Origin of the sequence: Blautia hydrogenotrophica DSM 10507, assembly GCF_034356035.1 — a bacterium.
Taxonomy (GTDB): Bacteria; Bacillota; Clostridia; order Lachnospirales; family Lachnospiraceae; genus Blautia_A; species Blautia_A hydrogenotrophica.
The window spans coordinates 3,576,313-3,590,609 of the sequence record NZ_CP136423.1 but is presented as its reverse complement, the minus strand read 5'-3'; the positions used below and the strand labels follow the sequence as shown (position 1 = coordinate 3,590,609).

At 38.5% G+C, this 14,297-nt stretch carries 13 protein-coding genes; 12 read left to right on the top strand and 1 reads right to left on the bottom strand.

The genetic code is table 11. From position 1 onward, the window contains the following. Positions 1-639: 639 nt before the first annotated feature. The 12 genes from rpmH to BLHYD_RS17140 all read left to right on the top strand — a co-directional run bounded on the left by rpmH (position 640) and on the right by BLHYD_RS17140 (position 13,071). Positions 640-774 (top strand): 50S ribosomal protein L34, encoded by a 135-nt coding sequence (rpmH, locus tag BLHYD_RS17195; protein ID WP_005952426.1) that lies wholly within the window; start codon positions 640-642, stop codon positions 772-774. Positions 775-874: 100 nt separating this feature from the next. Beyond that, positions 875-1,216, top strand: a complete 342-nt coding sequence (gene rnpA / locus BLHYD_RS17190; RefSeq protein WP_005952424.1) for a ribonuclease P protein component — start codon at positions 875-877, stop codon at positions 1,214-1,216. 1 nt (position 1,217) lies between these two features. Then, positions 1,218-1,430: a membrane protein insertion efficiency factor YidD gene (yidD, locus tag BLHYD_RS17185; RefSeq protein ID WP_005952423.1), complete on the top strand. Its 213-nt coding sequence runs from the start codon at positions 1,218-1,220 to the stop codon at positions 1,428-1,430. A gap of 18 nt (positions 1,431-1,448) precedes the next feature. Further along, a complete protein-coding gene (locus BLHYD_RS17180; RefSeq protein WP_005952421.1) occupies positions 1,449-2,738 on the top strand; it encodes a YidC/Oxa1 family membrane protein insertase in 1,290 nt (429 codons plus the stop codon). A 21-nt stretch (positions 2,739-2,759) separates the two neighbouring features. Continuing rightward, positions 2,760-3,710 carry an RNA-binding cell elongation regulator Jag/EloR gene (gene jag / locus BLHYD_RS17175; protein WP_021844446.1) on the top strand — a complete coding sequence of 317 codons (951 nt, stop codon included), beginning with the start codon at positions 2,760-2,762 and terminating at the stop codon, positions 3,708-3,710. 223 nt (positions 3,711-3,933) lie between these two features. Then, entirely contained in the window at positions 3,934-5,307 is a 1,374-nt protein-coding gene (mnmE, locus tag BLHYD_RS17170; protein ID WP_021844445.1) for a tRNA uridine-5-carboxymethylaminomethyl(34) synthesis GTPase MnmE, read from the top strand. Continuing rightward, on the top strand, positions 5,273-7,213 hold the full coding sequence (mnmG, locus tag BLHYD_RS17165; RefSeq protein ID WP_005952369.1) for a tRNA uridine-5-carboxymethylaminomethyl(34) synthesis enzyme MnmG: 1,941 nt from the start codon (positions 5,273-5,275) through the stop codon (positions 7,211-7,213). Before mnmE ends, mnmG begins: the two co-directional genes overlap by 35 nt. A gap of 1 nt (position 7,214) precedes the next feature. After that, positions 7,215-7,934 carry a 16S rRNA (guanine(527)-N(7))-methyltransferase RsmG gene (gene rsmG / locus BLHYD_RS17160; RefSeq protein ID WP_005952367.1) on the top strand — a complete coding sequence of 240 codons (720 nt, stop codon included), beginning with the start codon at positions 7,215-7,217 and terminating at the stop codon, positions 7,932-7,934. Between the two features lie 327 nt (positions 7,935-8,261). Further along, positions 8,262-9,329 carry an ABC transporter ATP-binding protein gene (locus BLHYD_RS17155; RefSeq protein ID WP_005952365.1) on the top strand — a complete coding sequence of 356 codons (1,068 nt, stop codon included), beginning with the start codon at positions 8,262-8,264 and terminating at the stop codon, positions 9,327-9,329. Beyond that, on the top strand, positions 9,313-10,176 hold the full coding sequence (locus BLHYD_RS17150; RefSeq protein ID WP_021844441.1) for an ABC transporter permease: 864 nt from the start codon (positions 9,313-9,315) through the stop codon (positions 10,174-10,176). The genes BLHYD_RS17155 and BLHYD_RS17150 overlap by 17 nt, the downstream gene beginning before the upstream one ends. A 13-nt stretch (positions 10,177-10,189) precedes the next feature. Beyond that, a complete protein-coding gene (locus tag BLHYD_RS17145; protein ID WP_005952361.1) occupies positions 10,190-11,641 on the top strand; it encodes a GldG family protein in 1,452 nt (483 codons plus the stop codon). Further along, a complete protein-coding gene (locus BLHYD_RS17140; protein WP_005952358.1) occupies positions 11,617-13,071 on the top strand; it encodes a DUF4340 domain-containing protein in 1,455 nt (484 codons plus the stop codon). Before BLHYD_RS17145 ends, BLHYD_RS17140 begins: the two co-directional genes overlap by 25 nt. Before the next feature lie 260 nt (positions 13,072-13,331). Here the strand turns inward: BLHYD_RS17140 and BLHYD_RS17135 are convergent, their stop codons facing one another. Further along, on the bottom strand, positions 13,332-14,297 hold the full coding sequence (locus BLHYD_RS17135) for an alpha/beta fold hydrolase (protein WP_005952356.1): 966 nt from the start codon (positions 14,295-14,297) through the stop codon (positions 13,332-13,334).

Below are 14,297 nucleotides of genomic sequence, written 5' to 3'. Positions count from 1 at the left end.
CTTGCATCTCCTAATCTATACTTATTGAGCTTGTCCAATACGACATACTTATTGAGGTATGTACAAATATGAAAAAAATTTTCTGGCAAAAGACAACACTTACCCGTATATATATTATAATAAATATGTGTATTTCGCAATCCTAAAATGGGGATATCATGGTGGAAATCTAAAGATTTCTATGTGGATATGGGGATAAAAAGTTACCATAATAAATGAAAAGCTTTAAAAATGTGTATAACTGAGCGAAAAATGAAAAATCTTGTAAAATCAAGGGGTTTAAGGTAAAAATGTGTAGAAATAGTGGATAGTAAAACCAGTCATACACAATAAATCCACGTATAATCCACGGAAAAAAGTAAAGTTATCCACAAGTTATCCACAATTTGTGGATAATATTACGTAAACCGAAATAAAAGAAAAAAGTAACTATTGAGCCGTTTAAACTCAGATTCGCAGTGGTCTATGCTTTTCCGTCGCACACGCGGCGGAATCTTCGCTGATGGCTGAATAGTTACAGAAAAAACTTTTATTTTCTACTTTATACTTGACGTAGACAATGTTTATGAATATAATGGAAATGATGTTCTATGAAGAAAAATAGCAGAATTTAAGAATAGATAAAGGAGGTGCTGACCTATGAAAATGACTTTTCAGCCGAAGAAGAGATCCAGAGCAAAAGTTCATGGATTCAGAGCAAGAATGAGTACAAAAGGCGGACGTAAAGTATTAGCTGCCAGAAGATTAAAAGGAAGAAAGAAATTATCAGCATAAGACCGCATTTATGTGGTCTTTTCTTCTCTTGGTAAATTTAGACGGCATATATAAATAAGAAGGGACAGGAGTCCTAGAGAGTAAAGAGAAGGAAAAATTTATGGAATTTTCGGAGTCGTTAAAAAAAAATAGAGATTTTCAAATCGTCTATCGTTGTGGAACATCACTTGCAAACCGTTATCTAGTTATGTATGTGCTGGAAAATGAGTTAAAAAAAAATCGTTTGGGAATATCAGTAAGCAAAAAGGTCGGCAACAGTGTAGTAAGACACAGGCTGACCAGATTGATAAGAGAGTGTTATCGTCTGAATGAAAGCAGATTTCAGGTAGGGTATGATATTGTGGTAATTGCCAGAGTATCTGCAAAAGATCAAAATTATAAGAAGATCGAACAAGCGCTTCTTCATTTAGGAGAAAACCATAAAATTCAATCAGGTAGGTAAGATGTTAAAGAAATTTATGATAAAAATTATAAAATTTTATCAAAAATATCTGTCTCCGATGAAGAGAACAAGATGTCCGTATTTTCCAAGCTGTTCACAGTATGGCTTGGAGGCAATACAGAAATATGGAGCAATAAAGGGCGGATTGCTGGCAATTTGGAGGATTTTAAGATGTAATCCATTTTCCAAAGGTGGATATGATCCGGTACCCTAAGTTCAGGAGGAAATAGTTTTGGAATTATTAATAGCGACAAAAAATGGGATCCCCATCATTGGACAAATAGGTTCTGTCTTGGGTTGGATCATGGACGGTATTTTCAAAGTTTTGAACAGTATGTTTGGAATAGAGAATATTGGTCTTTGTATTATCATTTTTACAATTCTCATGTATTTACTGATGACTCCTCTGCAGATTAAGCAGCAGAAATTTTCTAAATTAAGTGCGGTTATGCAGCCGGAGATCACAAAGATTCAAAAGAAATATCAAGGAAAAAGAGACCAGATTTCCATGCAGAAAATGCAGGAAGAAACTTCTCTGGTTTATCAAAAATATGGCGTTTCACCGACAGGAAGTTGTGTGCAGTTAGCTATCCAGTTTCCAATATTGATGGCGTTATGGCAGGTAATTTATAAAATACCTGGATATGTAGGAAGCGTGAAAGGTGTATTTACTGATGTAGTAAATCAGATTGTCGGTGTCAGCGGTTATAGTGATTTAATTCAGAATTTTATGACAGACAACCATGTAACCCGTGCAAAGCTTATCATGGATGGGGCAAATGCCACAAAGGATTCTGTCATTGATGTGTTATATAGTTTTTCTCCAGATCAGTGGAGAAGTTTTGCCGATATCAAGGAATTTGCCGGTTTTTCTGATGTAATACAAAGTACAGCCAGTAGTCTGTCTGATATGCAGATTTTTGGTGTGTTGAATATCGCAGACCAGCCTTTGACGATTATTAAATCAGCTTTTGGAAGCGGTTCTTGGTTGGTATTGGCAGCAGCAGTGCTAGTACCACTGCTGGCATGGCTGACTCAGTGGCTGAATTTCCGTTTAATGCCTACTGCGAGTCAGAATAATAATAACAATAAAGATAATCCTATGATGAATTCTATGAAGACTATGAATACAATTATGCCTGTATTTTCGGCAGTAATGTGTCTAACATTGCCAGTTGGTATCGGTATATACTGGATTTCTGGTGCTGTTATCCGTAGTGTTCAACAGGTGATTATCAATCGTCATATGAGCAAAATTGATATGCAAGTTCTGATTGAAGAAAATATGAAGAAGGCCGAAAAGAAACGAGAAAAGCAAGGTCTTCCCCCACAGAAAATTACAAGTCAGGCTCATCAGAATGCGAGAAATATTGATAAAAATACTAAAGGAGCAGGAAGTTCCGAAAGAGAGAAGAAGGTAGAACAGTCTTATCAGAATGCACAGTACGCAAAACCTGGAAGTTTGGCGGCGAAAGCTAATATGGTTCGAGAATTTGATGAGAGGAATAAGAAGAAAAAGTAATCGAATTGGAGGGGATTACAAATGGAAGAGTATATTCAGGTTTCTGCAAAGACAAAAAATGAAGCGATTACCAAGGCGGCTATTGAGCTGGGAACTGCCAGTGATGAATTGGATATTATTGTAGTAAGTGAAGGAAGTTCAGGATTTTTTGGTATAGGCAGTAAGCCAGCTATTATTAAAGCTAGAAAAAAGGCAGAAGAGATTATAGAAGAAGAATCCCTGAAGGAATTGGAGAAAGAAGTTGTGGAGACTGTAAATCCTACAGTAGAATTGAAGCAGGAAAAGGTCTCAAAGAAACCCCAGGTAGAGAGACCTGCCAGGGAGAAAAATACCAAGAATACTCATAAGAAAGAAGAAAGACAAGATATAGTAAAAGCTGAGGTTAAAGAGAAGACAGGTAAAGAAAAGATAGCGAAGGAAAAGCCTATCAAAGAAAAACCTGTCAAAGAAAAAGTAGTGAAGGAAAAACCAGCAAAACAGACAGAGATACTCACGAATCCAGAAGAAATAAAGGAAATCGAAAACAGAGCAAAAAAATTCTTAGATGAAGTTTTTGCGGCGATGAGTCTTGATGTGGAGATTAAGATTGTCTACAATAAAGAGGACGGCTGTCTGGAAGCGGAGTTTCTTGGCGACGATATGGGAATTCTGATTGGTAAAAGAGGACAGACTCTGGATTCTCTTCAGTATCTAACGAGCTTGGTAGTAAATAAAAACAGACAGGGATACATCCGTGTGAAATTAGATACGGAAGATTATAGAAGGCGGAGAAAAGAAACTCTCGAAAACTTGGCCAGGGGTATCGCTTATAAGGTTAAAAAGACCAGAAAAGCCGTGGTATTAGAGCCAATGAATCCTTATGAGAGAAGAATTATCCATTCAGCGCTTCAGGGAAATCGCTATGTGGAGACGACAAGTGAGGGAGAGGAGCCCTACCGTCATGTAGTCGTAAAACTCAAAAGGGAAAGATAATCTAAAGAATATCAGTATTTGAAAAACTTTAAAGTTGTATGAATGAACAGAAAAATGTTATTCTAGGTGAAAGCGTGAATAACACGACTTGTACGTGTGCGAACCTAGAATAACATTTTTTTATGTAATAGGAAAGGCATTGTCATGCTAATGCATGAAAGTCCTTTCCTATATAAGAAAAACTTATTATACTAAGGTATAAAATATTGGGGAGGTATCGGTTATGAATACAACGATTGCAGCGATATCCACAGCTATGAGTGCTTCAGGGATAGGAATTGTTAGAATTAGCGGTGAGCATTCGGTGGATGTGATAAAAAAGATATATCGATCGAAAAACGGAAAAAAGCAGTTAGACCAAGTGCCATCCCATACCATTCATTATGGTTATATCTATGATGAAGAGGAAATGATCGATGAGGTATTAGTGATGGTCATGAGAGCTCCAAGGACGTACACAGGGGAAGATACCGTAGAAATTGATTGTCATGGCGGAGTCTGCGCAATGAGAAGAGTCTTGGATACGGTTTTGAAGCACGGAGCGAAAACAGCAGAGCCCGGAGAATTTACGAAACGAGCTTTTTTGAACGGAAAACTGGATTTGTCACAGGCGGAGGCTGTTATAGATGTGATAAATTCTAAGAATGAGTTTGCTCTGAAAAGTTCTATGAGTCAGCTTAAAGGTTCTGTGAAAAGGGAAATCGAGAAGATCAGGTCTTCTCTGATTTATCACATCGCCTATATAGAATCGGCTTTGGACGATCCGGAACATATCAGTATAGATGGATATGGGGAGGAACTGAAAATGACGACGACTCAGGAAAAAGAAAAAATATACCGGCTTTTGAGTACTGTAAGAGAAGGCAAAATGATAAGAGAGGGAATTCAGACAGTCATTCTCGGAAAGCCAAATGCCGGAAAATCCTCTCTTCTCAACCTTTTAATAGGGGAAAATAAAGCGATTGTGACAGACATTGCGGGTACTACTAGGGATGTACTGGAAGAATGTATTACTCTGTCAGGTATTTCATTGAAAATTATTGACACAGCCGGGATTCGGGATACAGAGGATTTGGTTGAACAGATCGGTGTGGATAAAGCAAAGGAAATGGGGAAAGAAGCGGACTTAATCCTGTATGTTGTGGATTCTTCTGTTCCATTGGATGAAAATGATGAGAAAATTATAGAAATGATGGAAGGAAAACAGGCGATTGTTCTTTTAAATAAAACGGATTTAGAGTCAGTTGTAGAAGAAGAAGAGTTGAAGGTGAAAACAGGACATTTTGTTTTACCAATTTCCGCAAAAGAGGAAACAGGAATTCAAGATCTGGTGGAAAAAATTAAAGAGATGTTTTTTGATGGAAATATTACTTTTAATGATGAAGTGTATATCACAAATGTTCGTCAGAAGGAAGCTTTAGAAGAAGCCTATCACAGCTTGGAATTAGTGGAACAAAGTATATCTATGGGAATGCCGGAGGACTTTTTTTCTATAGATCTCATGAATGCATATGAGGCACTGGGAAGAATTCTGGGTGAATCTGTGGGAGAAGATCTGGTGAATGAGATTTTCAGCAAATTTTGTACAGGAAAGTGAGAAAGGAGAAATCATGAAACGGCTGACGGAATCGTATGATATCGTAGTAGTTGGAGCAGGACACGCCGGATGTGAGGCGGCTCTTGCTGGTGCACGGCTTGGGTTTTCCACCGTGATGTTTACTGTGAGTGTGGACAGTATTGCAATGATGCCGTGCAATCCCAATATAGGAGGAAGTTCAAAAGGACACTTGGTAAGGGAAGTGGATGCACTTGGCGGGGAGATGGGAAAAAATATAGATAAGACTTTTTTGCAGTCCAAAATGCTGAATCGCTCAAAGGGACCGGCAGTACATTCTCTGCGTGCTCAGGCGGATAAACAAAGATACAGTAATGAAATGAGAAAGACTCTGGAAAATACTCCGAATCTGACCATAAAGCAGGGTGAGGTAACGAAGCTTCTTGTGAAAGACGGAAAGATTACAGGAGTGGAGACTTATTCAGGAGCTGTCTATGACTGTAAAGCGGTGATTCTGTGTACGGGTACCTATTTGAAAGCGAGATGTATTTACGGCAATGTGAGCAGTGATACGGGGCCGAACGGTCTTCAGGCGGCAAACCATCTGACAGATTCTCTGAGAGAATTGGGAATAAGGATGTATCGCTTTAAGACGGGGACACCGGCCAGAATTGCGGGAAATTCCATAGATTACAGTAAGATGGAAGAACAGTTCGGGGATGAGAAGATTGTACCATTTTCTTTTTCTACAGATCCGGAAAGTGTACAGATTCCGCAAATTTCCTGTTGGTTGACTTATACCAATGAGAGAACGCATGAGATTATCCGGGAGAATCTGGACAGGTCTCCGTTGTTTTCAGGTATGATTGAAGGAACAGGTCCTAGATACTGTCCGTCTATTGAAGATAAAGTGGTACGTTTTGCAGATAAAAATAGACATCAGGTGTTTATCGAACCAGAAGGACTGTATACGAACGAGATGTATATAGGTGGAATGTCCAGCTCTCTTCCTGAGGATGTCCAGTATCAGATGTACAGATCTGTGGCAGGACTGGAAAACGCCAGAATTGTGAAGAGTGCCTATGCGATTGAATATGATTGTATCGATGCGAGACAGCTAAATGCGACTTTAGAGTTTAAAAATATAAAGGGGTTGTTCAGCGCGGGACAGTTCAATGGAAGCTCCGGCTATGAGGAGGCGGCCGCTCAGGGACTGGTGGCTGGAATCAATGCCGCTTTAAAGATTCAGGGTAGAGATTTCATGGTATTGGACAGATCGGAGGCTTATATAGGAGTGTTGATTGATGATCTGGTCACGAAAGAAAATCATGAACCCTATCGAATGATGACTAGCCGGGCGGAGTACAGGCTGCTTTTAAGACAAGATAACGCGGATTTGAGGCTTAGAAAAAAAGGATATGAAGTGGGATTGATCGACGAAGAGGTTTATCAAAGAACTTTGGAAAAAGAGCGATTAATCGAAAGGGAGATTAAGAGGATAGAACATGTGACTTTAGGAGCTTCAGAAGCGGTTCAGAACGTACTAGAAAGGTATCAAAGTACGGCCTTAAAGAGTGGAACAACGCTTGCAGAGCTGATTAGGCGTCCGGAGCTGAATTATGAAATCTTAGCTGAAATAGACCCAGAACGTCCGCAGCTTCCTTGGGATGTAAAAGAACAGGTCAATATCAACATAAAATATGATGGATATATCAGAAGGCAGAAAAAACAGGTGGAACAGTTCAAAAAATTAGAGGAGAAAAAGATACCTGAGAATATTGATTATGATGAGATCAGCGGACTAAGAATTGAGGCGAAGCAAAAACTGAAATTATATCGTCCAATGTCTATTGGTCAAGCTTCGAGAATAGCAGGTGTGTCTCCTGCGGATGTATCTGTGCTCCTTGTATATATGCCTAGATTTTATAAAAAAAGAGAGGGGGAATAAGATGTACGATCTCACAGTTTTGGACAGAGGATGCGCAGAATTGGGAATACAGCTTGAACAAAGACAGAGAGAACAATTTGTTCAATATTATGAACTGTTGATTGAGTGGAATAAAGTGATGAATCTCACGGGAATCACAGAGTTTGAAGAAGTGCTGCAAAAGCATTTTGTGGACAGCCTATCAGTGAAGAAAGTAGTAGATTTGACAAAGATAAGCAGGGTGATTGATGTGGGTACTGGTGCTGGATTTCCAGGAATTCCACTGAAAATTGTATTTCCAGAATTGAAGATTACATTGTTGGATTCGTTGCAAAAGAGAATTAAATTTTTAAATGAAGTGATAGGGAGATTGTGTCTGAAGGATATAGAGGCGATTCATGGAAGGGCAGAGGAATACGCTCGCAGGAAAGAATACAGGGAACAGTATGATTTGTGTGTCTCTAGGGCCGTTGCGAATCTAGCCTCTTTGTCGGAATACTGTCTTCCTTACGTGAAGGTAGGTGGTTGGTTTGTTCCATATAAGTCAGGAAAGATACAGGAAGAGCTGGAAAACTCGAAAAAGGCGATGGAATTGCTGGGAGGTAGAAAAAAAGAAGTTGTTTTCTTTCAGCTGCCTGACAGTGATATTGACCGTTCTTTGGTAATTGTGGAGAAGGCGAAAAATACCTTGAAAAGATATCCGAGAAAGGCCGGAATGCCGACGAAGGAGCCTTTGATCTAACAACAAATGAAGCATTTATTGAGAAGCAGAGATATGGAGATGTCTCTGCTTCTTTCACATTATAAACACATTTCTACCCCATTTCCATCACAAAAAAATCGTAGAATTGATCTGTGACTGTGAGGTGTTACGGTTTACTCACTTACAGTTCGTGAGCAGTAACATGCTTCGTGATGCACACAAACTGCTGTTTACAGCAGTTTGGTGCAAATACGTCTCGGGATTTTTGTACAAATGTACAAAACACCTCGCGGAATATTGGAGGCATGAACTGTAACCGTGAGGGTTCTCTGTTTTTAAATCTAAGTTTGAAGGAGGAGAGATTATTTGATTGAGGTAAAAAATTTAGTCAAGAGATATGGAGATCATTTGGCGGTGGATGATCTCAGTTTTACAATCGAAGAAGGAAAGATTTATGGCTTTTTGGGGCCAAATGGAGCAGGAAAATCGACGACAATGAATATGATAACAGGGTATATCGCATCTACAAGCGGTGATATTTTCATTGACGGGCACAATATCCTGGAGGAACCGGAGCAGGCGAAAAAGTGTATTGGCTATCTGCCGGAACAGCCGCCGGTTTATGGGGACATGACAGTGGAAGAATATCTGAAATTTGTTTCGGAGTTAAAGAAAATTCCAAAGGAAAGAAGAATGTCAGATATATCTGAGGTTATGGAGTTAGTGAAAATAACGGATATGTCCCATCGACTGATTAAAAACCTTTCCAAAGGTTATCGCCAACGTGTAGGGCTGGCACAGGCAATCTTGGGATATCCGGAAGTCATTATTTTAGATGAGCCTACAGTCGGCCTGGACCCAAAGCAGATTATTGAAATCAGGGATTTGATTAAGAGTTTAAAAGAAAAACATACTGTAATTTTAAGTTCGCATATTCTCTCAGAAGTGAGTGCGGTGTGTGATTATATTTTAATTATTTCCCATGGAAAGCTTGTGGCCAGTGATACGCCGGATAATCTCAGTCAGTTGGCTTTGGGTTCGAATACGTTGAAAATTACGGTGAAAGGGACCAAGGAGACGGTAGAAGCTGCCTTAAAAGAGATGGAAAATTTAGAAGAATATCAGATCAAAGAGTCCTCAAACGAGACAGACGCAGTGGATGTCACAATCAAGACTGTGGAGAAGACAGATGTGAGAGAGGATGTTTTTTATAAAATGTCTGAAGTTCGGTGCCCAATACTCCAAATGCAGATGAATCAGGTATCTCTGGAAAATATTTTCCTGGAGCTGACAGAGGATTCAGACAAAGAGGAGGAGAAACCGGAGAGAAAATCCTTTTTTAAAAAAAAGCGTGAAGGATTCCTGGAAAAAAAGGAATTAGAAGAGGAAGAGATTCTGGAAAAGGGGGATGACGAAGATGCTGGCAGTTTATAAAAAAGAATTAAAGACTTATTTTACTTCTGTGATCGGATATCTTTTTATCTCCTTCATTCTTGTACTGATAGGTATATACTTTACAAGCTATAACATCGGGGCAGCTTATCCCAAGTTTGAGGTTACTTTAAGCGCGGGAACCTTTGTCTTTCTAATTGCAGTTCCAATTTTGACGATGAGGATACTTGCAGAAGAGAGGCGACAGAAGACAGACCAGCTTCTTTTTACCTCTCCGGTTTCTATAGGAAGAATTGTAATGGGTAAGTATTTAGCGTTGGTGACAATCTACTTAGTTCCCATTGTTATATTGTGCTTTTATCCTTTGATACTCAGACAGTATGGAGAGGTGACTTTAGGGTCGGCATACTCTGCTATTTTAGGATTTTTTCTGTTGGGATGCGCGAATCTGGCAATAGGTGTATTTATGTCTGCGGTGACAGAGAGCCAGGTAATCGCGGCGGTGCTTACGTTTTTAGTGTTGTTTGCCTGCCATGTGACAGAAGGAATTTCTTCCTTTTTTTCAGAAACAGCATTTACCTCCTATGCGGCTTTTGTCGTGGTGTTGGCTGTCCTTACATGGGGATTGTATACGATGATTCATAATACATTTATATCGGTGACAATTGGTGTAGCAGCAGAGGTAGCGCTTTTGATTGCATATCTGACTAAAGCGAGTATATTTGAGGGGGCAATTCAAAAGGTTTTAAATATATTCAATATTAGCGGCCATTTTGATAATTTTATCAATGGAATTCTGGACATACAGGGAATTATATATTTCTTGTCAGTGGTAATTGTATGTATCTTTTTGACAGTACAGTCCATTGCAAAGAGACGCTGGAATTAGGAGGGCCCAAGTTATGAAAAAATTTAAGATAAATGGAAAAGGACTTGTGGGGACAATCAATAAGAAACAGATGAAAAAAGGGTCTTATAGTATTGCAATTACAGCTATCGTGATTGCGATAGTGATAGCTGCGAATTTAGTTATGGCAGAGATTCCCTCTCAATATACACAGGTTGATGTCAGTGAACAGAAGTTATATACAATATCAGATGAGACACAGAAATTGTTGAAATCTTTGGATGAAGATGTCACCATGTACTTTATTGTACAGTCCGATAACAAGGATGGAACTGTGGAAAAATTGCTGGAACGATATGAGGATGCTTCTTCGCATATCAAAGTAAAGCAGATGGACCCTGTTCTTCATCCTAGCTTTACAGATAAATATACGTCTGAAGAGTTGGCGGAAAACAGTGTGATTGTGGTATGCGAAGATAAGAGCAAAATAGTAGACTACAGCTCTATGTACCAGCAGGAAATGAATTCATATAGCATGTCCTATGAAACGACAGGATTTGATGGGGAAGGGCAACTCACGAGTGCGATTTCTTATGTAACTTCAAATGATTTACCGATGATGTACAATATAGAGGGGCATGGAGAGAGTAGCTTGAGTTCATCTCTAGAATCGTCCATTAAAAAGGGTAACATAGATGTACAAAGCTTAAATTTGCTGACAGAGGGAAAGGTTCCGGAGGATGCTGACTGTATCCTTATAAATTCTCCGACAAGTGATTTTTCAGAAGATGAAAAAAATGCAGTGATTGAGTACCTGGAAGATGGTGGAAAAGCGTTAATCTTTTCCGATTATACTGCGGAGGACATGAAAAATTTTGATGAGATTCTCAGAACATACGGTGTGGAAAGAGAAGATGGAATTATTTTTGAGGGTGACAGCCAGCATTATTTATCACAGATGCCATATTATTTAGTTCCTGATATAAATAGCACAGATATTACACAGGATTTGAAAGAAAAGGGAACATATGTTCTTGTTCCGGTTGCGCAAGGAATTAAAAAGATAGATAAATATAGAGACAGTCTGGATATACAGTCATTACTCTCTACAACGACTTCTTCTTATTCTAAGGTGAACATGAACAGTGAGACACTGGAAAAGGAGGAAGGTGACATAGATGGACCCTTTGACACGGCAGTTTCTATTCGGGAGGAAGTGGATGAAGATACAGAAACTCAGATTGTGTATTTTTCAACCTCTGCGATACTACAGGAACAGGTAAATCAGATGGTGTCGGGCGGAAATATTGACTTGGTCATGGACTGTCTAAGCTGGATGTGTAAGAGCGAGAATACTGTATCTGTACAGGCAAAAGATCTGACAGTTTCATATTTGACTTGGACTGGTCATGCGGCCGGAAGCTGGAGCATCTGTCTCATTCTAGTAATTCCTGGAGCAATTTTGATTTTAGGTGTTGTTATATGGATGAGGAGGAGAAAACAGTGAAAAGGAAGAATGTTTTAAAAATTGTTTTCTCTGTCTTGGCATTGGTTTTGCTGATAATAACGTATGTTTCTCTGAAAAATATCAATGAAAAAAAGGAGAATGAAGAGAAGACGGCAGAAGAAATATTATCAATACCAGCCGAAAACGTGGAAAAAATATCTTTTTCTTTAGATGAACAGACAGTAACCTTTGAGAAGCAGGATGATAAATGGATATATGCCGATGATAAGAATTTTCCAGTCGATGAAGAGAAATTACAGGAGACTGTGGATGGATTAGAGTCGATTACTTCTGATAAAGAATTAAAAGACGTAGATGACTTGAGTGAGTACGGACTGAAAGATAATTCTGGTAGGAAAATTGAAATCTATACTACGGAAGGTGAAAAAAGGACTATTCAGATAGGAGACATGAATACGACTACTCAAAGTTACTATGCAATCATCGATGACATAAAGGATACGGTATATATGATTGAATCTAGTTTTGTATCTCTCTATGATGGAAAACTTTATGACTATGCAGAGGCTGGAACATTTCCAGTGATATCTTCAAATGAAATTGATGAGATACAGGTAAAGAAGAGTGATTCTTCATATACCCTGAAAATATCTTCAGAAGTGTCAAGCGGTTGGATGATTGAGACAGAAAACGTAAATGAGGAGGCAGATTCTTCAGCGGCTTCGCAAGCTGCAACTTCTATCAATAGTCTCTCTTATTTGGACTTTATTGATTATAATTGTGAGGATTATTCAAAATATGGATTGGAGAATCCAGAAGCTGAAATTTTAGTAAAATATCATCAGGAAGTCGAGTTAAAGGAAGAAGATAGTGAATCGGATGATGAAGAGACCAAAATAGAAAACAAGGAGATTCTGTTGAAGATTGGAAATAAGGAGGATAACAATTATTATGTATGTGTAGATGGTTCGAGAGAAATCTATACGATGAGTAATGATTCACTGGAAAACTTATTGGGAAAAACAGTCTCCGACTATTGGAATCTAAAAGTAAATTATTATTCAATTACGGATCTCAAATCTATGAGTGTTGAGCATGGAGGGGTAAAAGATGTTCTCTCAATAGAGAAGAAGACTGATGAAGATGGAGAAGGAGAGGAGCTCTATTATGTGAATGGAGAAGAAGCCGAAGAGGACAGTTTTAAAAACTTTTTCAACGGCGTAGTGAATATTTCAGCCAAAGAAAGATTAGAAGAAACTTATCAAGCAGACGGGGATCCTGAATGGAAGTTTATATTTGAAAACGAAGACGCGAGAGAAGAAGTATCATACTATATATTTGATGAAAATTTTTATGTTGCTGTTAAGGATAATGGTACCTCTTACCTTATCAACAAATTAGATGTTACAAATTTGGATAATTTACTGAAGGTATTAAAGAATGGAGGAGATGGTGGAGAAGAGCAATAAAAGAGAACTAATGAATTTGGGGAAATGTTTCACGTGAAACATATTGGTAAAGGAAAGCTGCCATAAGGCAGCTTTCCTTTTTGGAAATATACCATAACACTTCACTAAGAGGATATGCACGCCACAATGACGATTTTTACCGTAAAACGGTGTTGCGGCAATGCACATAAAGGCTTCGCACGAGCCGCAATGCGGCGGAATGGAAGATGGTGATTTGTGCCTTGCCATAGGCGGAGAAATCCTGCAAGCAGGATTCTTTTTTATTCGCTTTTGCTATAGATTTTTAGAGTATTTAAAAACTCAGATGGATTTTCAAGGTGTGGAAAATGTTTTGAATAGCCTATGATAGTGGTTTCGATGGCAGGGTTGTATTCCACGTAGTTTTCAGAGATTTCCTTTCCACCTGGTTCTTCTTCGCCTTCTAGAATTACAATACTCTGATTGATAGAGCGAAGTCCGTGAACAATATTTAAATTCAAGAATTTTCCAGTTATACTTGCAAATAAGTATTTAGAGCTTCCTTCTTTTTCGCGGTGAGCTGCCTCATAGTATGCGTCCACATTTTCAGAGGTTACATGGAATGGATTAAAATAATAATTTTCCATAAATAGTGTTGTCACGTTTTCTCTGGAAGTTAGCATATTGTAGATGAGTGTACCAAAAATAGGAATTTCTATAGCAAATTTTCTAAGTTTACTTTTCTTATCGGGAGATTGATTTAAGCAGTATAGGCTGGGCGGATTTACTAAAAAAATCTTATTAAAAAGAGATTTTTCGCTGTGACAGGCCATAATAGTAAAAGATCCAGAATAACCGCTGGCTATTACAGTTGTCTTTTCACCTATAACTTTTTTAATAAAGTCATTGATTAGTTGTACATAGATGAAATTTGTGTAAGTGATTTTAGGCTTGTCTGAACGTCCACATCCCAGTAAATCGAGGGTGTAAACAGTATGGTTTTGTGACAAATCTTTTTCAATTTTGTGCCATTCATACGCAGAACCGCCAGGAGTCAGATCATGAATTAATAGGACAGGAGAACCCTGACCATGTTTTGTATAATAAATTTGACCAAATCTCCAATCAAAATAGTTCTTATTATATACGTGAAGCGTATCTTTCAAAATAGAGGATGCTGCAATGATGCGATTGATAATATGAATAATGGCAGTGGCGGATGTAAAAAGAATTCCTAAAGTGATAAGTTTACGTTTGTGTTTTTTCAT